The sequence below is a fragment of the Acinetobacter sp. V91_7 genome, assembly GCF_031799075.1.
GTDB classification, from domain to species: Bacteria; Pseudomonadota; Gammaproteobacteria; order Pseudomonadales; family Moraxellaceae; genus Acinetobacter; species Acinetobacter calcoaceticus.
In genome coordinates this window covers 59,277-82,350 of sequence record NZ_JAVQNT010000033.1, presented here as the reverse complement: position 1 = coordinate 82,350, position 23,074 = coordinate 59,277, and the positions used below count along the sequence as shown (strand labels likewise).

Below are 23,074 nucleotides of genomic sequence, written 5' to 3'. Positions count from 1 at the left end.
AATTATTGTTTTTTAGAATTCAATAATTTAAATAGTACAAACATGAGAACGATCCAGATTGGAATCATCATCACTGACTCTTTGAAACCTTGGCTCCACATAATGTAGAGAACAACTGCAATAAAGCCTAAAACCAAATAGTTACTAAATGGTGCCCAAAGTGCAGGGAAGTGAGTTTTTTCACCTTTTGCTTTCATTGCTGATCTAAATTTGAGGTGAGTCAAACTAATCATTGCCCAGTTCAATACTAATGCACCAACGACGATATACATTAAGTGGCTTAATGCATTTTCGGGTACAAAGTAGTTCAACAGTACACAACCAAAAATTAACAATGCAGAAAGTAATACCGCTGGAACAGGTACGCCTTGTTTGTTTACTTTTTTGAAAACTTTTGGAGCGTTACCTTGTTGAGCTAGACCGTATAACATACGGCTGTTTGCGAACATACCACTGTTATAAACAGATAAAGCAGCAGTTAAAATAATAAAGTTAAGAAGATGCGCAGCCCAACCAATTCCCATTTGGCTAAAAATCATGACGAATGGGCTTTTGTCGAGGCCACCAAGATCTAATTGGTTCCATGGCACTAATGAAAGCAAAATTGTCAATGAACCGATATAGAAAATTAAGATACGGAAAACGACTTGGTTAATTGCTTTTGGAATGGTTTTTTTCGGATCTTTTGCTTCAGCCGCTGCCATACCAATTAGCTCAATACCGCCAAAGGCGAACATTAAGAAAGCTAACATATAGAACAGGCCGCTAAAGCCATTTGGAAAAAAGCCACCATGTGTCCAAAGGTTGCTAAATGAAATGCTTGAGCCAGCATCTGCTGTAAACAACAAATAAAGGCCAAAAACAATCATAGAGATGACCGCAGTTACTTTAATAATGGCGAGCCAGAATTCAGATTCACCATAAAATTTAACGTTGGTTAAGTTAACTGCCGTGATTACGACAAAGAAAAATAAGACAGAAGTCCATGCTGGTATGTGGGGCCACCAATAATTAATATATTTGGCTACCGCGGTGAGTTCACTCATCGCAACCAGAACATAGAGTATCCAATAATTCCATCCAGCTAAAAATCCAGGAAATTTCCCCCAATATTTATAAGCAAAATGGCTGAACGATCCTGCAACAGGTTCTTCAACAATCATTTCTCCCAAGTGGCGCATAATCAAAAACGCGATTAAGCCGCCAATGGCATATCCTAAAATAATGGATGGTCCCGCAGATTGAATCACTTGCGCCGAGCCTAAAAATAATCCGGTACCAATTGCTCCACCCATAGCAATTAATTGGATGTGTCGATTTTTTAGTCCTCGTTGCAGTGTAGAAGATTCGTTGGTCAAAGGTCTTCACTCACAATGAATAAGTAAATTATTCTAATAGATGGAGTTATTTTAGCCTAGCCTACAAATTAATAACGAGTGACTGAAAAGTACTCTTAAAAAATATTTAAAATCAATCATTTGTATTTAATATTATGATATCGGGTGAAAAGTGTTCTAAAAAATATAATTTCATATAGACTTTTTTTCCTAGATTTTGCTTAGATTAAGTCATTGCAAGCATATTGCTAAATTCCCAAAATATGCTCGCGTCAATACGATTGATGTATAAAAGCAGAGTGCTATCTCTTGACCTTAAAACAATTTAAGATGAAGAGAAGGGTAAACAAGAATGCTTGTTTTGATATAGAAGAACATAATAGTAAGGATAACAGTTGATATGAGCTCAGTACCGCAAATTAAAATTCCAGCAACTTATATGCGTGGTGGAACCAGTAAAGGTGTATTTTTTAAGCTTGATGATTTGCCGGAAAAAGCCCAAGTTGCAGGACAAGCACGAGATCAACTCTTACTCCGTGTGATTGGTAGTCCAGACCCTTATGGAAAACAAATTGATGGGATGGGGGGAGCCACTTCTAGTACCAGCAAAACTGTTATTCTCGCGAAAAGTACTCAGCCAGAGCATGATGTAGATTATTTATTTGGTCAGGTTTCAATAGATCAGGCTTTTGTAGATTGGAGTGGTAACTGCGGAAACTTAACTGCTGCGGTTGGCTCTTTTGCTATTTCAAATGGCTTGGTTGATGCAGAACGTATTCCTGAAAATGGCTTGTGTACTGTTAGAATCTGGCAAAAAAATATTCAAAAAACCATTATTGCCCATGTGCCTATCACCAATGGTCAAGTTCAAGAAACTGGTGATTTCGAGCTGGATGGAGTGACGTTTCCTGCTGCTGAAGTTCAAATTGAGTTTTTAGATCCAGCCGATGATGGCGAAGAAGGCGGCGATATGTTCCCGACAGGAAATGTCGTTGATCAATTAGATGTTCCTGATATTGGTCGTTTTCAAGCAACATTTATTAATGCCGGAATTCCAACCATTTTCTTAAATGCAGAAGATTTGGGTTACCAAGGCACTGAATTACAAGATCATATTAATAGCGATGCGGCAGCACTGGCACGTTTTGAAAAAATTCGTGCGTATGGTGCGGTACAGATGGGTTTAATTAAAGATATTTCAGAAGCTGCTGCGCGTCAGCACACACCAAAAATTGCTTTTGTTTCTAAACCAAAAAACTATACCGCTTCAAGTGGTAAGTCTGTTTCAGAGAGTGATGTTGATTTACTGGTCCGTGCTTTGTCGATGGGTAAATTGCACCATGCCATGATGGGAACAGCAGCAGTTGCGATTGGCACTGCTGCTGCCATTCCGGGTACATTGGTGAATTTAGCGGCTGGTGGTGGCGAACGTGAAGCGGTACGTTTTGGGCATCCATCTGGAACATTACGTGTTGGCGCTCAAGCTGAACTTGTTAATGACCAATGGGCGGTTAAAAAAGCCATTATGAGTCGTAGTGCACGTGTGTTAATGGAAGGTTGGGTGCGTGTTCCGGGTGACAGTTTCTAAACTTCCTCTAAATAAAAAGCCTCTCAATATGTAGAGGCTTTTTTACGCCTGCCTTTAAAAACTCAGCACCCACTTTTCACAGTGAATCGTGTATGATGTAGCGCATGAATGCTTCATTACATTCAATAAAATTTCTCTACTGATTTTATCGAGGCGACTGTGTCATCACTCTCTCAAGTTAATGCGGATGTTTTAAAACAAGCTCAACAACGTATTCAACAAGATTTATTGACGACATTGGCTGCGTTCTCAATTCCAGAGCCTTTAAAAAGTGCAGTACACCATGCAGTTATGCTCGGTGGAAAACGTGTGCGTCCGGCTTTATGTTATGCCACTGCTTCTTTACAGCCAAATCCAAATTTTGCGGCCGCTCGTCGTGCTGCGGTTGCGGTCGAACTCATTCATTGTTACTCACTAGCGCACGATGACTTGCCTTGTATGGACAATGATTTGCTGCGTCGTGGTCAGCCGACTTGTCATGTTGCGTTTGGTGAAGATACTGCTTTGCTTGCAGGCGATATTTTACAATCGATGGCTTTTGAGGTTTTAGGTAGTCGTTTGTTTGATGAACAAGGGCAGGGTACTGATGCTGCGATTGTATTAAAACAAATGCAGATTTTAGCAACTGCCAGCTCTAAAATGGTCTCTGGACAGGTGTTAGACTTACAAGCTGAAGGCAAGCAAATTGCTCAAGACGAACTAGAAAATATCCATCGTAATAAAACTGGTGCGCTCATTCAGGCCGCAATTATGATGGGTGCAGTCACCATCTTTTCTGGAACGGATCAAGCAATTCCAAAATTGCGCCAATATGGGCAGACCATTGGACTGGCTTTTCAAGTGTTAGACGATATTCTCGATATTACGTCGAGTACCGAAGCTTTGGGTAAAACTGCTGGTAAGGATGAGCAAGTGCAAAAATCGACATACCCAGCCTTAATGGGTCTCGAACAAGCACAGATTTATGCCAAAGAATTGCACGATCAAGCTTTTGAGGCCTTAGCTCATTTTGGTGATAATGCAAAAGAATTAGTTGATATCTCACAATTTCTTTTAGCGCGTACGAACTAATAATATTAAATCAATATTCATAACTTCTATTCATGCGAAATGAATAAAGGAGAAAAAAATGAATGGTGAACAACTCCATCAAAAAGCAATTGAAATTGCGCGTAATCTTCCCTTTAGTCAACAGACTCATCCTTTTGGTCCAGACTATGAAGTTTTTAAAATTTTAGAGAAAATGTTCATGCTGACGGCGGAAGTCGCAGGCGTCAAAATGATTAATGTGAAGTGTGATCCGTATAAGAGTCAGGAATATCAGGAGCTTTATTCATTTATTATTCCGGGTTATCACATGAATAAAAAACATTGGATTTCGATTACACCGCATAAGAACTTAACAAGCGATTTACTGCAAGATTTAATTCATGATTCTTATGATTTAGTCGTAAAGAAATTACCTTTGAAAGATCAGAAAAGATTAAAAAACCAATAATATAAAAAAACGGCGACATGATAGTCACCGTTTTGATTTTAATTACTTATTTGAAGTAATTGAATTAATTATGCTTTCCCATAATACCGCGAATTGTATTTAAAACATCGGCAGGTAAAACCACAGTTTTAGCATTATTTGATTTCGCCATATCCTGCATTGCTTTTACATATTGTTCACCCAAAAGGTAAGCAACCGGAATCTCTTTATCGCCAACTGCACTGGTCACCATTTCAATTGCACGTTGAGAGGCTTCAGCTAAAACAACTTGAGCTTCAGCATCACGGCGAGAAGCTTCTAAACGACCTTCTGCACTTAAAATAGCAGCCTGTTTTTCACCATCGGCTTTGGTAACAGCAGCACGACGTTGACGTTCTGCGGCAGCTTGCTCTTCCATGGCAGCTTGCATGGTATGAGACGGTTGAATGTCCTGAATTTCGACTGTTTTTAAGGTAATGCCCCAATCTGAAATATCGTCAGAAATAGCAGCTTTTAACTTAGCCTTAATGTGATCTCGTGAAGACAAAGCATCATCTAGATCCATTTCACCGACAATAGAACGTAATGATGTTTGTACAAGGTTCTGAATCGCCCATGTATAGTTTTCAATACCGTAAACTGCTTTTTCTGGTGTGGTTAAATTAATATAGGCAACAGCATTCATGAGCAATACGGCATTGTCACGTGTAATCACTTCTTGCGACGGGATATCTAGCACAATATCTTTCGTGGTAATTTTATAAGCCACTTCATCGATATAGGGAATCACAAAATTAAGTCCCGGATTAAGGGTCGTGTGATATTTACCTAAACGTTGGACAATCCATTTGTAGCCCTGAGGAACAATACGAACCCCTTTAAAAATGGTAACACCTACAAAAGCCAAAAAGGCTAAAACAATAATAGTACCGACTGGCATGAAAATACCCTCTCTTTATCTTTAATGTTTATGAAGTACCATGGGTTTGAACAATTAAGTCGTTACCCGAAATGTCAATAACTCTGACACGATCGCCCACTTTAACAGGAGTGGTGCTCCGACAATTCCACTCATCGGCCCCTAAAATAGGCATTGGAAAGCGAACAATAATTTGATCATGGTCTAGACCAGTTTGAATAACCATTCCAATTTGACCAATTGTTGCTTCACGGGGGAGGCCCGCTTTCGTTTTATCAATTGATAAGGGTTTAATAAACTTGAACCAAAGAATGGTGCATAGCACTGATAATATTATCCACAATACAATTTGCGTTGTGAGGCTAATATCTGGAAATAACCAATAGAGAATGCACACCATAATGGCGGCAATACCAAACCAGAGTGCGGCAAAGGCAGGTAGAATCAGTTCAGAAAGAATAAGTAAGATACCCAATACAAACCAGTGCCAAGGTTGTACAACAAATTCCATAAATCTGCTCTTTTATATATCTTTATGATGGGTAAAAGTGACTAATATCACTTTTACCACTGTAGCAGATGATAGGAAATGTGGATAGAAAAAAACCACTTCAATTAGAATTTAGAGCGTGGCGCTGGCTTAAATGCTGCTGGAGATTTTTTGAAGGTTGCAATTGCACCTTCAATTTGACGCATTTGAGCTTGAGCAGCTTTTTCACCTTCCAAAATTGCTTCATTACTGGATTTCAAGTCTAGTGTACCTAAATGACCAACTTTAGGTTTAATTACCACATTTGCTTGCTTGAGTTCTTCATTAATACTTTGTTGGCCCATGATATTAATCGTCTGATCAAGTAATCCCCACATATTGGCTGGACGGTTACCTGCCGGACGCGCGGAAATATCAACCGCAATCACAATATCTGCACCCATATCACGAGCTGTTTTTACAGGAATTGGGCTGACTAGGCCACCATCTACGTATTTTTGATTGCCGATTGTGGCTGGCACGAACACATTTGGAATACTGCAAGAGGCGCGTACTGCTTGGCCTGCATTACCTTTAATAAAGTCTGCCTTTTGACCATTATCAAGACGAGTTGCCACAGCCGCAAAACGGATTGGGAACTTCTCAATCGGTTTGTTGCCAACATTACGGTTCACGTAGTCTTGTAACTTTTGCCCGAGAATAATGCCTTGACGGTTAAGTGTTAAATCACGGATATCAGACTCTTGTAATTTCAGAGCCAGACTTTGCAATTGATAAGGTGTTTGTCCACTCGCGTAGATACTTCCAACAAAGCTACCAGCGCTGGTACCCGTTACAATTTTAGGCTTAATTCCATGAGACTCTAAAACCTTGATCACACCAATATGTGAAAATCCTTTTGCTCCACCGCCACCTAAAGCAAGTGCGATGACAGGTTCACGGGCTTTAATTGAAGTAGTCGGCGTTGGTGTTTTGCTAAATTTATCACAGCCAAAGAGTGCTAGAGAGATAAATCCAATACTGGCAAATTGAGCAATTTTCATCTTTAAAAATAATCTATGTCGAGATAAATTAAGAAGGGCCATAAGACCAGATTCGCTCAATTTTTGCTAGGTTTTTTTCACTAGATTTTGTAAAGGTTCGGCAAGCCAATTACGATTTTTGGGTGAAATTTTTCCTTCATAGCGGTCAAAAATCTTTTGTAGATCTTCATCATAGTTTCCACTTGGGTCTAAGTGACCTAAGCAGTGAATCGTTTTATGGTCATAATCAAAAGAAAACATCACAATGGGAATATTGGCTTTTGCGGCAATATGGTAAAAACCACTTTTCATTTTTTTTGCTTTTTTACGTGTGCCTTCAGGTGCCATCCCAATCCAGATCTTGTCATATTTTTGAATCGTGGCGACGACTTGTTCAGTAAGTCCATTGGCTGTGTCACGTTTAACTGGAATAACACCAGCCCAATCTAACGCCCGTTTAAAAGGTGGTTTAAAAAGAGCATCTTTACCTAAAACCGTAATCTGGATACCTAATCCGAAAATAGCAAGAAAACCATACCACCCATCAATGTTAGACGTATGAGGTGAAATAATCGCAACTGCTTTTGGATAATTAGGAATTTCGCCTTCAATTGTCCAACCTTGCGCTAAAAAAAGTTTTTTAAATAGTGCACGGCTTAATGCAGTGCCGCGTTGAGGTACCAAATGAGGTAAATTAGGGAAATGTTGATCCATATTTTTTAAATTTTAACTTGTCCTTGTTTAATCTTAATCTTTTGAAATATATGCTTCATTGGCAAAATGTAAGAACAACATGACATTTGATGTTATTCCTCATTAAAGAAATAAAAAGTAGGTATCTATGTTTCGGCAGCAAAATCTGTATCTTCTGCTATTTTCCTTATATTGGGCACAAGGGTTGCCTGTCGGGTTTATGACCCATGCCTTACCCGTTATTTTAAGAGCGCAAGGTGTGTCACTCGCCCATATTGGTGGCTTTGGCTTACTCATGTTGCCTTGGTCAATCAAGATATTTTGGGCGCCGTGGGTTGATCGACATGCGCTTTCACGTTTAGGGCACTACCGCAGCTGGATTCTACCTACCCAGTTTTTGACGGTGGGTGTGCTGTGCATTTTGTCTTTTTTCCCCATTCAGGCTTTAGATCAGTCTCTTTATTTATTTGCCTTTTTTATTTCGCTTCTTTTAATGAACTTAACAGGAGCAACACAAGATATTGCTACCGATGCTTTGGCTGTCAATTTGTTGAAACATGAGCAGCAACATTGGGGAAATACATTTCAGGTGATTGGTTCCCGACTAGGTTTTATTGTCGGGGGAGGCGCCGTACTCTGGTGCTTAGACTGGTTGACGTGGCAACCCACTTTTTTGCTATTAGCGGCTTTGGTGTTTTTAAATACTTTACCCGTTTTATTATTTAAAGAACCTCAACACAATTCTCATTCAAATAATGAACCTCAACTTAACCAACAAAACTTAGCCATAAAGATTAAGGCCTACTTGAGTTATTTCTCTCAAAATAAAGAGCTCCGTTCTTGGTTGGTTGTACTCATTACTTTTAAAGTAGCAGATGGCTTAGCTGGACCATTACTTAAACCTTTAATGGTAGACATGGGTCTAAGTTTTACTCAGATTGGCGTTTATATAACGATGCTCGGTGCAGTAGCAGCACTGGCAGGGGCCGCAATTGCAGGTTGGCTGCTTAAATACTTTTCTAGACCTACGGCCTTAATTGTGTTTTCAGTATTTAAAATCATGAGTTTAGCTGCTTATACCTATTTAGCTTATACCTACGAGCAGAAAATTCAACTCAATGTTTGGGGAGTTTATGCCGTAAATGCTTTAGAGGATGCATTCTCTGCAATGTTGTTGGTGGTTATGTTGACCTTAGTCATGCATTACAGTCGAAAGGAATATGCGGGTACAGATTTTACCTTTCAGGTTTCGGTCATGGCGACTGTAAGTGGTCTTCTTTATAGTTTCAGTGGTGTGCTTGGCGATGCACTTGGTTATTTCCATTATTTGATAGCTATTGTCATTATTGGCATTGTTACTTTGCTCCCTATTTACCTGTGGAAACATGCAAAACTACAAGAAAAATAATGTTAACTAAATGAAATAAAGAAATTTAATATTGCTTAAGCGGTGATCTAAGCTTTATCTAATACCTTTGTCTATGTTTTTAAAAATGTATGTTTTTAGCTATTTAAATGCTCTATTAATTATGCCATCTTGTTTGGGTAGCAAATGGAAGCTAAAAGGAGTAAAAATGGATTTCGTTAACAAGAAAAATCATGTGAATCAATCAAAATGGGTAGAAAAATGTTCAAGTAGATTGGATATTAGCCTAAAGTCTAAAAAAGAATAATGAAATAACGATTTAATCATTCTATAAGATAAGAGAGTTGTGTAGGATTCGTTACAACATGAAGTTAAGGTAAAAATCTGTAAGTCAAAGTATGTTTTTTATGTCTTTGGTTATTGGTTTTGGTCTTGCATAACGTTGAAATTGGTTTTGGTTGCGGTAATAAAATTAATGTAACCAAAGTGGAGGAGAGTTGATTTTTTAGCCCCTAATTTAATGGCGTAAATCAACTTGGCATGGATAGGCAACATAAAATATATTTTTGGAGTTTTTGATGGATCTATTCCTTAATCGTAAATCTTTCGTTGTTAAAAGTTTAGCTCTTACAGTTACAGCTTTAATGATGAGTGGGGCACATGCTGCGACTTCCGACAAAGCGGAAATTCAACAGCTTCGTAAAGAAGTTGAAGCTTTAAAAGCTTTAATTCAACAACAAAGCCAAGTGCAGCAACAACAGCAGCAAGTACAGCAACAACAGCAAGTACAGTTAGCTGAAGTTAAGGCACAACCAGTTGCTGCACCAGTTTCGCCGTTAGCAGGATTTAAATCTAAAGCTGGCGCTGATGTGAACCTATATGGTTTTGTTCGTGGTGATGCTAACTATATTCTTGAAGGTGCGGATAACGACTTTGGTGATGTTAGTAAGTCAGACGGCAAAACACATGATAAATTACGTGCGACTGCTAAAACTACACGCCTTGGTTTAGACTTTACCGCTCCAGTAAATGATGCCAAAGTTGGTGGTAAACTCGAAGTCGACTTTGCTGGTTCAACAACAGATTCAAATGGCTCATTACGCGTTCGTCATGCGTATGTAACATATAACAACTGGTTGTTTGGTCAAACAACATCTAACTTCTTGGCGAGCCATGCACCAGAAATGATCGATTTCTCGACCAACATTGGTGGTGGTACAACACGTGTTCCGCAAGTGCGTTATAACTACAAGTTAGGACCAGCTACACAATTGTTTGTATCGGCAGAAAGAGGTGATAGTTCTGGTCTTACTGGTAAAAAAGATGCAGATGGTGCTTGGATAAATGACAGTATTAAATATAGCTTACCAGTATTAACTGCTAAAATTACTCAAGGTTATGCAGATGGTAAGGGTTCTGCTTCAGCTCGTGCATTAGTTGAAAACTATAAATCAAAAGCTGGTAGTGACAACCAAACAGGTTGGGGTGTTGCTGTTGGTACCGACTTTAAAGTATCTGATCCTTTAAAACTCTTTGCTGATGTGTCGTATGTAGTAGGTAATAGTAACTATCTATATGGTAGTAATAAAGCCTATACAATAGTAGATGGCGATATTGAGCAAAATGAATTTGTAGCAGTACAAGTGGGTGGAACTTATAAGATTTTACCTAACTTGCGTTCTACTCTAGCGTATGGTGCTCAGTTCTCTGATGACGGTACTGATTATGCAAAAGCATATGCAGCAGGGAATGAAAAAGTTCAACAAGCATGGCTTAACGTGATTTATACGCCAGTTAAACCAATTGATTTAGGTGTTGAGTACGTTAACGGTAAGCGTGATACTTTTGACGGTAAGTCTTACAAAGATAACCGTGTTGGTTTAATGGCTAAATATAGCTTCTAAACCTAGCAAAAACATTATGTTTTGAAGAGTCGAGGTTCATGTGAATCTCGACTTTTTTCTTTTTATATAGAATTTAACAATGAGTATTTCTAAAAGTAGCCATTTAGGGCTGCTTTTTTATTTAAGTGATTTTTAAGTTTTAATTTCTACAGTGAAGCATCATAAAAAGATTGTAGTTGTCCGAGATGCTTAATTTTTTTTCTAAATTAAGGAATAAACAGGTTTCACTGTTTATGTTTAATTTAATTTTAGCTATTTGGTTAGGAGCCATTCTCAATATTGGTTTCTTCCATAGCATTAATCTTTTAACTCCATATTTTGGAGTAAAAGCTATTTTGTTCTTGGCTGCTACAGTGGTTATTGTTGTTGCTGCTTATTATGCAATTTTACAGATTTTAAATTGGAAATGGACTGCTAAAGTTCTTGCCATTATTCTGGTGATTATTGGGGGATTTAGCGCATATTTTGTAAATACACTCGGAATAGTAATTTCACCAGATCAAATTCAAAATATGGTACAGACCGATGCAGCAGAGATTTCTGATTTAATCTCATTGCGTTTTGGACTTTGGACAGTTTTTTTAGTAGTTTTACCTATCATTTTGATTTTTCAAATAAAGCTTAAAAAAGAAAAAACATCTCATTTATTGTTGAAAAAAGTCAGTTCAATTGTCGTCTCTTTTGTAATTGTAGGGACTTTGTTGTTTACATACTATGTTGATTTTGCATCTATCTTTCGTGAGCATCGTGATTTAAAAGGCATGATTTCTCCTCAAAATAGTATTTCATCTTTAATGTCTTACTATCACAAGATGGCACCTAAGAAGAACTTACCATTAATACATTACGGTGAAGATGCTCATCAAGTTCAGGCAGTACAAAAGAACTTGCCTAAATTGATGGTACTAGTCGTTGGTGAGACAGCTCGTGCGGAAAGTTTTTCACTCAATGGTTATGCCAAAAATACAAACCCAGAGCTTTCTAAGCAAGATGTTTTAAATTTTTCTCAAGTCAACTCATGTGGTACAGCAACCGCTGTTTCAGTTCCATGCATGTTCTCGGGTATGCCACGTGTTGACTATGATGAGCAATTAGCAAGTCATCGTGAAGGTTTATTAGACATTGCAAAGCGTGCGGGTTACCAAGTGACTTGGATTGATAATAATTCTGGTTGTAAAGGGGCTTGTGATCGTGTTGAGCAGTACCAAATACCCGAAAAGTTAAAGCAAAAATGGTGTAAAGATGGTGAATGCTATGATGATATTTTAATTGATAGCTTAAATGAGTATTTAGCCACTATTCCTAAAGAAGACACGCGTCCACGTTTAATTGTTTTACATCAAGTCGGAAGTCATGGTCCAGCTTATTACAAGCGTGCGCCTGCTGAATATCAACCGTTTAAACCGACTTGTGATACTAATGCGATACAGGGCTGCTCTCGAACAGAGTTATTAAATAGTTATGATGACACGATTGTGTATACAGATCATGTGTTAAGTCAGATGATTAATAAACTAAAAGAATTATCGAAATATCAAACAGGTTTATGGTATTTATCTGATCATGGTGAATCAACTGGTGAACATGGTTTATATTTACATGGTTCACCGTATGCAATCGCACCGAGTCAACAAACACATGTACCAATGATTATGTGGTTTTCCGATAGCTGGAAACAACACAACCTTGCACAAGTGAGTTGTTTAGGCCAACAAACTAAAGAAAAGTTAAGTCAGGATAATTTATTCCCAAGTTTATTAAGTTTGTTAGATGTAAAAACTCAGGTCATCAACCCTCAACTGGATATGCTGCACTCTTGTGCCCATGTGAATTAAAGCGAGCCTATAACATGACAAAAATCTTGATGATTGAAGATGATTTTATGATTGCAGAGTCAACAATAACGTTGCTGCAATATCATCAATTTGAGGTGGAGTGGGTCAATAATGGCTTAGATGGTCTGGCTCAGTTGGCTAAAAATAAATTCGATTTAATTCTTTTGGACTTAGGGTTGCCTATGATGGATGGCATGCAGGTCTTAAAGCAAATTCGCCAAAGGGCAGCAACTCCTGTATTAATCATTTCGGCACGAGATCAGTTACAAAACCGCGTGGATGGATTAAACCACGGTGCAGATGATTACTTAATCAAACCATATGAATTTGATGAGTTACTTGCTCGGATACATGCGCTATTGCGTCGTAGTGGGGTGGAAGCTCAGCTTGCGAACCATGAGCAACTATTACAAAGTGGCGATCTGGTTTTAAATGTTGAACAACATATCGCAACCTTTAAAGGTCAACGGATTGATTTGTCGAATCGTGAATGGGCGATTCTTATTCCTTTGATGAGCCATCCAAATAAAATCTTTTCTAAAGCAAATCTTGAAGATAAGTTATATGATTTCGATAGTGATGTGACCAGTAATACAATAGAAGTATATGTGCATCACTTGAGGGCTAAACTCGGGAAAGACTTTATTCGAACTATTCGAGGGTTGGGTTACCGTTTAGGGCAATCGTAACTTAAATTTTGGAACTTCATAATAGTGCATTATTCATTAAAAAAACGACTGATTTGGGGCACCTCAATTTTCAGTGTCATTTTAGGTTGTATATTAATTTTTAGTGCCTATAAGGTTGCGCTTCAAGAAGTTGACGAAATTTTAGATACTCAAATGCGTTATTTAGCAGAACGAACAGCTGAATATCCATTGAAAACAGTAAGTAGTGAGTTCGATTTTCACAAAACTTATCATGAAGAAGATCTATTCGTAGACATTTGGGCCTATAAAGATCAGGCCCATTTATCTCATCATTTACACCTGTTGGTTCCACCTGTTGCACAAGCTGGCTTTTATTCGCATAAAACCAGCCAAGGTTTAATCCGTACCTATGTTCTGCCTTTAAAAGATTATCAGATCCAGATTAGCCAACAAGAAAAGGTCCGTGAGGCTTTTGCTTGGGAACTCGCAGGAAGTATGTTCATTCCGTATCTAATTATTTTGCCATTTGCGATTTTTGCTTTAGCCGCGATTATTCGTCGAGGTTTAAAGCCGATAGATGATTTTAAAAATGAACTGACTCATCGTGATTCGGAAGAATTAACGCCAATTGAAGCTTTAGACTATCCTCAAGAATTATTGCCCACTATTGATGAAATGAACCGTCTGTTTGAACGTATATCTAAGGCTCAAATGGAACAAAAACAGTTTATTGCCGATGCTGCACATGAACTTCGAACTCCTGTCACAGCTTTGAATCTACAAACTAAAATTTTAATCAGTCAACTGCCTGAGCATGAGTCATTGCAAAACTTGAGTAAAGGATTGGCGCGTATTCAGCATCTGGTCACCCAGCTTTTAGCTTTGGCAAAGCAGGATGTGTCTTTGAGCGTGATTGAACCCACCAAATATTTTCAGCTTAATGATGTCGCTTTAAATTGTGTTGAGCAGCTTGTTAATTTAGCCATGCAAAAAGAGATTGATTTAGGGCTGGTTCGTAATGAACCTATTGAAATGCATAGTGTTGAGCCGACAGTACATTCTATTATTTTTAATTTAATTGATAATGCAATCAAATATACGCCCCACCAAGGTGTGATTAATATTTCAGTTTTTACAGATACAGATGGCTACGCGTGTATTCAAATTGAAGATAGTGGTGCGGGGATTGAACCTGAACATTATGATAAAGTTTTAAAACGTTTTTATCGGGTACACCACCACCTTGAAGTGGGCAGTGGCTTAGGTCTATCGATTGTTGACCGTGCAACTCAACGTTTAGGTGGAACTTTAACACTTGATAAAAGCTTAGAGCTTGGTGGCCTTTCTGTTCTGGTTAAACTGCCTAAAGTTTTACATATTCATGAAACAAGAACTTGATTTATACAAGTTCTTGTTTGATTCGTTTTTCAAATTCGAAGCGGTGAATACAAACTGCATAAAATAAGATATTTACTGCCCAAACTACCCAACCTGTCCATAAATTGTGGCTCAGGAAATGCGCACCACGCATCATTTGCCCCCAACCCATCATAAAGCCTAAGATAAGACCCGCCGCTAAGTAAAAATAGGCACGCTTAGGCCGCTCAAGACGATAAACAAAATAACCTGTCATTAAGATGAAACCAGCACTTGCATGGCCGCCCGGAAAACAGTGTCCGTGTTTGGCGGTAAAATCCCATACATATCCTAACGTGGTAGGATGAACCATATTCCAAGGGCAGGCATGAGCCGATTGTGATTTTAATAAGCCAATTATACCGCTACTAATCATGCTCACAAAAAACATATAGCCATATTGCCAGCGATAAAGCTTCAATTTTTCTACTTTGAATGACGCAATCCAAAGACCTAAAAAGATGACATAAACAGTGGTGATGATTTGTTTTACGATTTCATGGTTAAGCCGTACAAGATACCAATTGTCCCGATTGAAAAAATGACCTGTTGAATCCATCCAATGCTGGATAAGGTACATATCAATTTTTCCGCCGACTGGAAAAACGATTAAAAGCAGAAAAAAACTTAAAAAAAGCAAGATAAGGTTAATTTGGAAAAAACGGTTTTGCTTAGTCATTCTGATGAAATATCAATCGACAATGGATGCGACTAATTACATAAAATTAAGCTTAAATTGCTCTTAAACCCTACAGAAGAAAGGGGACCAATTTCCCTTAAAAATAAAAAAAAGCGACGAGAAGTATCGTCGCTTTGAGCACTTTAGAAAGAATTAAAACATACCTTCTTCAGAGTTTGCTGAGATCTTATGAATAGATAAATCTGCACCACGGAACTCATCTTCTTGCGATAAACGAATACCAATGGTTGCTTTAAGTAAGCCGTAGACAATAAAGCCGCCGGCGAGCGCAATGGCAATCGCAAGTGTTGTACCAATGAGTTGCGAGATGAATGAAACACCGCCTAAACCACCAAGCCACTTTTGACCAAATAGACCCACTGCAATACCACCAAATGCACCACACACGCCGTGTAACGGCCATACACCTAACACATCATCAACTTTGAGTTTGTTTTGTGTGTAGGTAAATAGGTACACAAACATCGCACCAGCTGCACCACCAATAACAAGTGCGCTGATTGGATGAACAATGTCAGACCCTGCACAGATTGCGACTAGGCCTGCAAGTGGACCGTTATGTAAGAAACCTGGGTCATTTTTACCAATCGCATTTGCTGTAATCGTTCCCCCAACCATTGCCATGAGTGAGTTAATGGCAACTAGACCAGAAATAGCATCAACACGCTGAGCACTCATCACGTTAAAGCCAAACCAGCCTACAATTAAAATCCATGAACCCAGTGCCAAAAATGGAATAGAAGACGGAGGGTGAGCACTTACGCGACCATCTTTCTTATAACGACCAGAACGTGCCCCCAATAAAATGACCGCAGCAAGCGCAATCCAACCACCCATAGCATGTACTACAACTGAACCAGCAAAGTCATGGAAAGCTGCACCAAAGGTAGTTTCTAACCACTTTTGCAGACCATAGTTACCGTTCCAGACCATGCCTTCGAAAAATGGATAAACCAGCGCAACTAAAGCGAGTGTTGCAATGGCTTGAGAACGCATTTTTGCACGTTCAGCAATACCACCCGAAATAATGGCAGGAATTGCAGCAGCAAAAGTGAGTAAAAAGAAACAACGCATAAGGTTGTAGCCATGATCACTTGATAAAACAGTACCATCATGGAAGAAATGTTGGCCATAAGAAATATAGTAGCCAACAAAGAAATATGCGATTGCGGAGAGGGCAAAGTCAGTCAGAATTTTACTCAGTGCGTTCACCTGATTTTTATGGCGAACCGTACCAAGTTCCAAGAATGCAAAACCTGCGTGCATGGCAAGAACCAAAACAGCACCAAGTAATAAGAAAAATAGATCTACATTTTGCATAGCATGCTCGAAAAAAGTGCTAAATTCCATTTTGGAACAAATCTGGGTCTGTAAATTGCACCAAAATAGATTTAAGGAATCTAAAAACCTAAGTTTGTCGAAACAAACTTAATTGCATAAAAGTGAATATGCAATAAGCGCACCAATTTAGCTTGGGTAATAGGGTTTTGACGACAAATGGTGCGTTGAATTGCTCGAGATAAGGGCGATCCTCATGCTTTTATGTTAAAAATCATCAAATACGCTTATAAATTGACCTAAAAAAGTTCGTTATTAAAATTTAAAAGAGTTATTTGTATTTGAACTAATGATCCGACCAAACTTCCTGAGCAACTTCAATAAATGCTTTCACAGCTGGACTCATATGCTTTTTATTTTTCACTGCGAGTCCAATAGAACGTTTAAGGTTCGGTTTAAAAGGGCGTTTGACTACATTTGGATAGAGTGAGAGCAATTCTTTGGTAATTACCATATCGGATACAATGGAAACACCTAACTGGTTGTGAACCATGCTAACAATACTCAAAATTTGTGAAACATAAAATTTGATGTCTGGTTTCACATTAAAGTTTTTTAAAATTAATTCGACCTGATGTCTACTACCTGCCATTGTCATAATAAAAGGGCAGTTTTCTAGCTGTGCTGGATCAATATAGAGTTGTTGCGCGAGCGGGGAACCATTTGGAATTAGGGCAACAAAACGATCTTCGATTAAAGGGAAAGTATCGAAACGCTCATCTGGCATAATCAAAAAACCGACTTCTATACGCCGTTCCAATAACCATTGAGCCACTTCTTTATCCTCCCCTTCATCAATATAAATTTCGATTTTAGGGTAGCGCTGCCGAAAGCTTTCTAAAATTTCAGGCAATAGATAAATGGATGATGATGCCCCAAAAGATCCGATATGTAATGTGCCTTCATTTAATCCATGGATCGCAGCCACTTCTTTTTCTAATGTGTTGGAAATACTCAATAGCTCTTTTACATGGGTCAATAACTGCTGACCTGTCGTGGTGAGCTCAATATCACTTTGGGATCTTGAAATCAGGTTAATCCCCCATTGTTGTTCTAATGATTTAAGGGCATGAGAAACTGCCGACTGTGAAATTCCCAGCTTTTCTGCTGTAGCAGTAAAGCTTTTTAGTTCAGCAATGAGTGCGAAAATTTCAAGCTGGGTAAATGTCATGTTGTACTTATTATGAGTAAAAACTCATTTTATCATGAGTTTTCATTATCTTTAATATATGAGTAAGCCAAAGGAATTGCCAAAAAAAAGCAAGCCCTTCAACCAAACTCGAGTAAAGAAATGAATAGCATTGTTTTATCTCTTTTTCCCTTAGTTGCATTAATTGCTTCGGGATACCTGTTTAAAAAATATCGTTTTTTTAGCGATGAGTTTTGGGCTGGGGCAGAGAAGTTCAATTACTATATTTTATTTCCCGCTTTGCTTTTTAGTACGTTGTCGACCGCGAAAATTGACTTACAAAGTTTGAGTACAGCCATTATTGCCATGTTGATTGTGGTTTTGGCAGTCACCATTTTCTTGTACCTACTTCGCGTGTTTTGGCACATACCACCTGCACGTTTTGGTGTGCACGTACAAAGTATGGTTCGCTTTAATACTTATATTGGTTTGGCTTTAGTGACTTCGCTTTTTAAAAGTGAAGGAATGGCAATACTGGCAATTTTATTAGCACTTTGCATTCCACTTGTGAACGTTATTTCGGTGCTTGCTCTAACCTCTAAAGAACACATGGCAATTAAACCTGTTTTGATTGCACTCCTTAAAAACCCTTTAATTGCATCGTGTGTGGTGGGAGCGGCAGTCAATGCACTTCACATCCCGATTTGGGAAGGCTTTTCTAGCTTTATTAAGCTTTTTTCAGCATCGAGCTTGCCACTGGGTCTGTTATGTGTTGGTGCAGCTTTACAATTCATGCAAATTAAAAAAGACATTGTCGTGTTGGCGGCAGACACTTTTGCACGACTTTTGGCAGTGCCTGCTTTAGCCTATGTGGTCTGTACGTGGTTTGGCTTACCAAGCTTGCAAACACAAATTTTAGTTATTTTCTTTGCGCTACCGACTGCTTCCGCATCATACATTTTAACCAAAGTTTTGGGTGGGGATAGCCAGTTGATGGCAGCCGTGATTAGCTTTCAGACTTTATGTGCTGCCGTGACTTTACCAGTAGTGATTTGGTGGATCTCTTAAGATATAAACATTTAGGTAAGTCACATTCTATTCTCTAAAAATTAATAGGCTGGTTCTTATTTAAAGAATGCTTTGCTACCTTCCTCATCTGATTGTTGCTACACTTTTTTCTTTTTCAGGTGGATGAGTATGTCCTTTGATCTTAAAGTGAGCTTACAGCAAAGGTCTGAACCGTCTGCACAGCAGAAAAAACTTAATCGCCTGATTGATAAAATAGAGCAGCAAAAAGTTAGCCTTAGCACATGGCAAAATGCGCAAGCTGAGATTCAACAGCACATACGGCAAAAATTGATGCCTGTGTATAGCGATTTGCATGAAGTACAATTTCAGCAGTTAGAGCAACTTTGGAATATATTGCATAGCCACGAGTTTTCCAAAGCGGATATGCAACAACTTGATGAAAAAAATGCTCAGCTTGCTCAAATGTTGAAGCGCTCAAAACAGCTATCTGAGGAACAGTTGGAGTTAGTGAAACAGATTGATACCTTTTATCAGCAACATGCGGCGGAATCGGCAAAAAAGAATAAAAAAGCTCAGTCAATAAAATTTGAATATGAAGTAAGTGCTGATCAAAGTGCAGAACTTGAAGAAGACTTTGAACAGTATGCTGCTGAGCAGCAACAAGCGCGTGAACAAGCCAAACAGCAAAGACAGCAACAGAAACGTGAACAAGCTGAGCAAATGGCAGCGCAGTCACTCAAAACAGTCTATTTAAAAATTGCTGCGATGATTCACCCAGACCGTGAGCAAGATGAAACCAAAAAAGAAGAAAAAACTGAGTTGTTCCAACAGGCAAGTCAGGCCTATGAAAAGCAGGACTTGTTCTATTTACTCAAACTCCAGTTACAGCTTGAACAGAATAAAGGTCTAGGCGCTAAAGAATTATCTGCCGAACAATTGCGGTTTTATAAACTGGCTTTAGATGCACAAAGCCAGCAGCTTGAGAGCCAAATTGCTGAGATTTTGGATTCTTTTCAGTTAGCCAAGAATGTGAAAGCAGAGCATGTGCACATCAGTGATGTTTATAAAGCTGTAGATGCTGATTGTGCTGAGTTGAAGCAGCAGGTGAAGTGGGAAAAGGAGCGTTTGAAGCATATGAAAAAAGTGAGTGGGATAGAGATGTTGTTGGGGCATGGGGGATTATAAATTTCTAATATTGATTCTAATACCTCTAATTAGACTTAAATAGAGTTTTAAAAAGTTATAAAGATAACTATTATTGTTTTTATAAATAAATGCTAATTATATTTTAGAGGAAAAAATGGGGACATATTCAAATATAACAATTGAAAATGATCAATTTTATAGTTTAGAAAAACACTTTGAAATAGCTTGTAATCGCCATCCTCATCTGAAGTTATTAGAGTCTCAGTGGCGTTTCGATCAAGAACTGATTAGTAAAGCATTACAAAATATTGGTTCAATATTTCCACATTATAGTCGACATGATGCATCTCATTCACGTCAAATCATTGTTAATATCGAACGTATTCTTGGTGATAAGATTCGCTATTTAACAGCAACGGATACATGGCTTATTTTGGAAGCTGCGTATAGCCATGATATTGGTATGGTCATTACACAAAAACAAATTGAAGATATGAATACACCTGATTTTCAGGAGTTTGTTACAGATTTAAGCAAAGATAAAAATCATTACCTTCATCAATTTGCTGAAAACTGGTTAGCAGATAAAGCTATTCTCCCCCAGCAAGCACACGCACATGATTTTTTTCAAAACTATTTACAACTGTTAGCTGAATGGTATAGACAAAAACATCCTAAAAACTCAGCTCGTATTGTTCGTAGTCCCGTAGAGGAGATCGGTTTAAATTCTCCACGCAATGAACTTTTACCCAAGCGTCTATTTAGTATTCTTGCTGATATTTGTGAAGCACATGGTCATAGTTTTAAAGAATTAATGGATCAACTTCCACAAGCTGAAGCCGGTATGGCATCAGAAGATTGTCATCCTCGTTATGTTGCATGTTTACTCCGCATGGGTGATTTATTAGATGTAGATGATAATCGCTTTTGCCCTGTTATGATGGCAATGTGCGGGCATAATATGCCTAAACTAAGTAAAACACATTATGACAAGCATCAAGCGATTCAACACTTGCGTATGGATGCTGAAAGAATTGAAATTAAATGTATTTGTCCTACTCTAGATTCATATGAAGAAACTTATGGTTGGTTTGATTGGCTTCAGCAGGAATATTATAAGCAAACACAACATTGGCATAAAATTGTACCTTCTTCCGAGTTAGGACGTTTACCTACTTTGATGACACCAGTTGTTGAGATGGATGAACCCTATATTATTCTTGATGAAGGTAAAAAGCCTACTTTAAAAGTTAATAAAGATTCATTCTTAAACTTGGTGCGTGGTACGGGTTTATATAGTTCTAAATTTGATGCCATTCGTGAAATTTTACAAAATGCAGTTGATTCAACTTTACATCGTATTTGGATTGAACATAAAGATGATGATAAAGACGAGTTTAAGGAAGAATATAAAATTGAAAATCCGACTAGCTCTAAACTTTTAGAAATTTCTGATAAATACTATATTGATATAAGTTTTGAACCACATAAAGATAAAAAAGAGATTTGGGTTTTAAAAATAAAAGATAAAGGTATTGGTATTAGTTTTAATGATCTAAAATATATATTGGAAGTTGGTAGCTCTTCTAAAAATAAAGAAAAAGCAAAAAGAGCAGAAAGTATGCCCATGTGGTTTAGACCTTCGGGTGCTTTTGGTATCGGCCTACAAAGTGCATTTTTATTAGCTGATCAATTTACGTTAATTACATACTCTATGCTTGATCAACAAAAATTAAAAATAATATTTAACAAAGAAAAAAATAATATTCTGTTGGAAAAGCAATCATCTAAAAATATGAAATATGGTACGGAATTTATTATTGAAATAAAAGTAGATGGAATACCTAAAAGATTGTCACATATTTTTGAAAAAAATAATGAATTAAGTAAAATTTATTCTAGCTTTGATATTACCAATCCTGATTTGTCACGTGTAGAGATTTTTAATATTCAACAGAATATACATGATTTTTTTGAAAATTCATTAATAAAATCAAATCTGACAGTAAACGATAGAGTCATTCAAAATGGTGAATATGACATAGAAGAAATGTTAATTATTAAAGATGTAAAATTTGGGGAATTTACAAGCCACTACTTTAATGATAATTTTTTCTTCAGAGGTCAGAAATTTGGTGATCTAAATTTAATTTATACTTATGTTAGTTTTAATATAGATTTTTATCATACAACTTCAGATAAATTCTTAAATTATAATAGAGAAAAAATTAAGCCTGAAATAAAGAATGAAACAAATAAAAAAGTTATTCGTGCTATGAAAAAATTTATTGAAAATAATTTTGATAAGTTAAGCGAATCTGAAAAACCTTATGCAGCTTTTAGTTATATAGTGAATTTCCGAGAGCAAAAATATGAGGAAATACCAATTAAATTTAAAGAAAATGTACTTCTACTTCCTATTAATATAAATGATGAAAATATTTTTTTAGAAGCTCTTTTAAATAAAATAAGGTCGGGTGAAATTACTAAAATATCAGTAAAATCAGATTCTAACATTCCTAGTGGTAAATTGAAAAAAGTGGAAAATTGTATTACTAATTTAGCATCTGATCAAATACTTTATTTAATAAAATATATTTTAACCAAGGAGAAATTTTATTATTCGGATGTGAGTCTTGATATGTTTTATAATACAATTCAATTTACTAAAGATGATATTCAACCAGTTTCAAGAGAAGAATTTAAAAGAATAATCCAAAATAAAAATGGAAGTAGTTTAAGTTCTATTGGATGTAGAAAAGTTTTTCCTGCTTGGATTGAATATAGGAAATTAACTATTAATAAGAGTTTTGACTGGGTAGATATATACCGACATGATGCTTATCAAAGTGAGTATTTAGTTTTGCCTCTTAATTTTAAATATGAAAAGAACCATCCTGAATTTTATGATTACTCTGATGCTTTTAATCATTGGGTTTATGACCATCGAAAAAACCTAGAAGTGACATTTGATCAGATAAAGAATTTAAACAATCAATTAATTGATTTTATAAAGGAAATTTTAATCTAGTTAT

Annotated in this window: 20 protein-coding genes; 12 read left to right on the top strand and 8 right to left on the bottom strand. The window is 37.3% G+C overall.

The window, feature by feature from the left end; all coding sequences use genetic code 11:
• Positions 1-2: 2 nt before the first annotated feature.
• Complete coding sequence (locus RMB03_RS09720) at positions 3-1,358, bottom strand: amino acid permease (protein WP_005036408.1); 1,356 nt, start codon at positions 1,356-1,358, stop codon at positions 3-5.
• 379 nt (positions 1,359-1,737) lie between these two features.
• On the opposite strand from RMB03_RS09720, the gene prpF reads away from it, so the two are divergent.
• The 3 genes from prpF to RMB03_RS09705 all read left to right on the top strand — a co-directional run bounded on the left by prpF (position 1,738) and on the right by RMB03_RS09705 (position 4,423).
• On the top strand, positions 1,738-2,925 hold the full coding sequence (gene prpF / locus RMB03_RS09715; protein WP_311075693.1) for a 2-methylaconitate cis-trans isomerase PrpF: 1,188 nt from the start codon (positions 1,738-1,740) through the stop codon (positions 2,923-2,925).
• Between the two features lie 159 nt (positions 2,926-3,084).
• The gene (locus RMB03_RS09710; protein ID WP_005036411.1) at positions 3,085-3,996 is read left to right on the top strand and encodes a polyprenyl synthetase family protein; all 912 of its coding nucleotides are present in this window, start codon (positions 3,085-3,087) and stop codon (positions 3,994-3,996) included.
• Between the two features lie 58 nt (positions 3,997-4,054).
• On the top strand, positions 4,055-4,423 hold the full coding sequence (locus RMB03_RS09705) for an MmcQ/YjbR family DNA-binding protein (RefSeq protein WP_056483301.1): 369 nt from the start codon (positions 4,055-4,057) through the stop codon (positions 4,421-4,423).
• A gap of 64 nt (positions 4,424-4,487) precedes the next feature.
• Here RMB03_RS09705 and RMB03_RS09700 read toward each other — a convergent pair whose 3' ends face one another.
• The 4 genes from RMB03_RS09700 to RMB03_RS09685 form a co-directional block, all read right to left on the bottom strand.
• On the bottom strand, positions 4,488-5,342 hold the full coding sequence (locus RMB03_RS09700; protein ID WP_005036413.1) for an SPFH domain-containing protein: 855 nt from the start codon (positions 5,340-5,342) through the stop codon (positions 4,488-4,490).
• A 28-nt stretch (positions 5,343-5,370) separates the two neighbouring features.
• Positions 5,371-5,832, bottom strand: coding sequence for an NfeD family protein (locus RMB03_RS09695; RefSeq protein WP_004789340.1), 462 nt, complete (start codon positions 5,830-5,832; stop codon positions 5,371-5,373).
• Positions 5,833-5,936: 104 nt separating this feature from the next.
• Positions 5,937-6,854, bottom strand: coding sequence for a patatin-like phospholipase family protein (locus RMB03_RS09690; RefSeq protein WP_311075687.1), 918 nt, complete (start codon positions 6,852-6,854; stop codon positions 5,937-5,939).
• Positions 6,855-6,920: 66 nt separating this feature from the next.
• Positions 6,921-7,547, bottom strand: a complete 627-nt coding sequence (locus RMB03_RS09685) for a lysophospholipid acyltransferase family protein (RefSeq protein ID WP_005049928.1) — start codon at positions 7,545-7,547, stop codon at positions 6,921-6,923.
• A gap of 127 nt (positions 7,548-7,674) precedes the next feature.
• Here RMB03_RS09685 and RMB03_RS09680 point away from each other — a divergent pair, with 127 nt between their 5' ends.
• The 6 genes from RMB03_RS09680 (at position 7,675) to RMB03_RS09655 (ending at position 14,679) form a co-directional block, all read left to right on the top strand.
• Positions 7,675-8,934 carry an MFS transporter gene (locus RMB03_RS09680; protein WP_311075684.1) on the top strand — a complete coding sequence of 420 codons (1,260 nt, stop codon included), beginning with the start codon at positions 7,675-7,677 and terminating at the stop codon, positions 8,932-8,934.
• Between the two features lie 73 nt (positions 8,935-9,007).
• Entirely contained in the window at positions 9,008-9,199 is a 192-nt protein-coding gene (locus RMB03_RS09675; RefSeq protein ID WP_017392537.1) for a hypothetical protein, read from the top strand.
• 271 nt (positions 9,200-9,470) lie between these two features.
• Positions 9,471-10,796 (top strand): DcaP family trimeric outer membrane transporter, encoded by a 1,326-nt coding sequence (locus RMB03_RS09670; RefSeq protein ID WP_311075682.1) that lies wholly within the window; start codon positions 9,471-9,473, stop codon positions 10,794-10,796.
• A 185-nt stretch (positions 10,797-10,981) separates the two neighbouring features.
• Positions 10,982-12,631: a phosphoethanolamine--lipid A transferase gene (locus tag RMB03_RS09665; RefSeq protein ID WP_311075680.1), complete on the top strand. Its 1,650-nt coding sequence runs from the start codon at positions 10,982-10,984 to the stop codon at positions 12,629-12,631.
• Positions 12,632-12,645: 14 nt separating this feature from the next.
• Entirely contained in the window at positions 12,646-13,320 is a 675-nt protein-coding gene (locus tag RMB03_RS09660) for a DNA-binding response regulator PmrA (protein WP_002116411.1), read from the top strand.
• A gap of 24 nt (positions 13,321-13,344) precedes the next feature.
• Positions 13,345-14,679: a two-component system sensor histidine kinase PmrB gene (locus tag RMB03_RS09655; protein ID WP_005036428.1), complete on the top strand. Its 1,335-nt coding sequence runs from the start codon at positions 13,345-13,347 to the stop codon at positions 14,677-14,679.
• 1 nt (position 14,680) lies between these two features.
• Here RMB03_RS09655 and RMB03_RS09650 read toward each other — a convergent pair whose 3' ends face one another.
• The 3 genes from RMB03_RS09650 to RMB03_RS09640 all read right to left on the bottom strand — a co-directional run bounded on the left by RMB03_RS09650 (position 14,681) and on the right by RMB03_RS09640 (position 17,906).
• Positions 14,681-15,376 carry a phosphatase PAP2 family protein gene (locus tag RMB03_RS09650; protein WP_311075677.1) on the bottom strand — a complete coding sequence of 232 codons (696 nt, stop codon included), beginning with the start codon at positions 15,374-15,376 and terminating at the stop codon, positions 14,681-14,683.
• Between the two features lie 153 nt (positions 15,377-15,529).
• Positions 15,530-16,717 (bottom strand): ammonium transporter, encoded by a 1,188-nt coding sequence (locus RMB03_RS09645; protein ID WP_045435390.1) that lies wholly within the window; start codon positions 16,715-16,717, stop codon positions 15,530-15,532.
• Positions 16,718-17,021: 304 nt separating this feature from the next.
• Complete coding sequence (locus RMB03_RS09640) at positions 17,022-17,906, bottom strand: LysR family transcriptional regulator (RefSeq protein ID WP_311075674.1); 885 nt, start codon at positions 17,904-17,906, stop codon at positions 17,022-17,024.
• Between the two features lie 120 nt (positions 17,907-18,026).
• Here RMB03_RS09640 and RMB03_RS09635 point away from each other — a divergent pair, with 120 nt between their 5' ends.
• From RMB03_RS09635 to RMB03_RS09625, 3 genes are all read left to right on the top strand, one after another.
• On the top strand, positions 18,027-18,932 hold the full coding sequence (locus tag RMB03_RS09635; RefSeq protein WP_311075672.1) for an AEC family transporter: 906 nt from the start codon (positions 18,027-18,029) through the stop codon (positions 18,930-18,932).
• Positions 18,933-19,061: 129 nt separating this feature from the next.
• Positions 19,062-20,078 (top strand): molecular chaperone DnaJ, encoded by a 1,017-nt coding sequence (locus tag RMB03_RS09630; protein WP_311075669.1) that lies wholly within the window; start codon positions 19,062-19,064, stop codon positions 20,076-20,078.
• A gap of 115 nt (positions 20,079-20,193) precedes the next feature.
• Positions 20,194-23,070, top strand: a complete 2,877-nt coding sequence (locus RMB03_RS09625; RefSeq protein ID WP_311075667.1) for an ATP-binding protein — start codon at positions 20,194-20,196, stop codon at positions 23,068-23,070.
• The last annotated feature ends 4 nt before the right edge of the window (positions 23,071-23,074 follow it).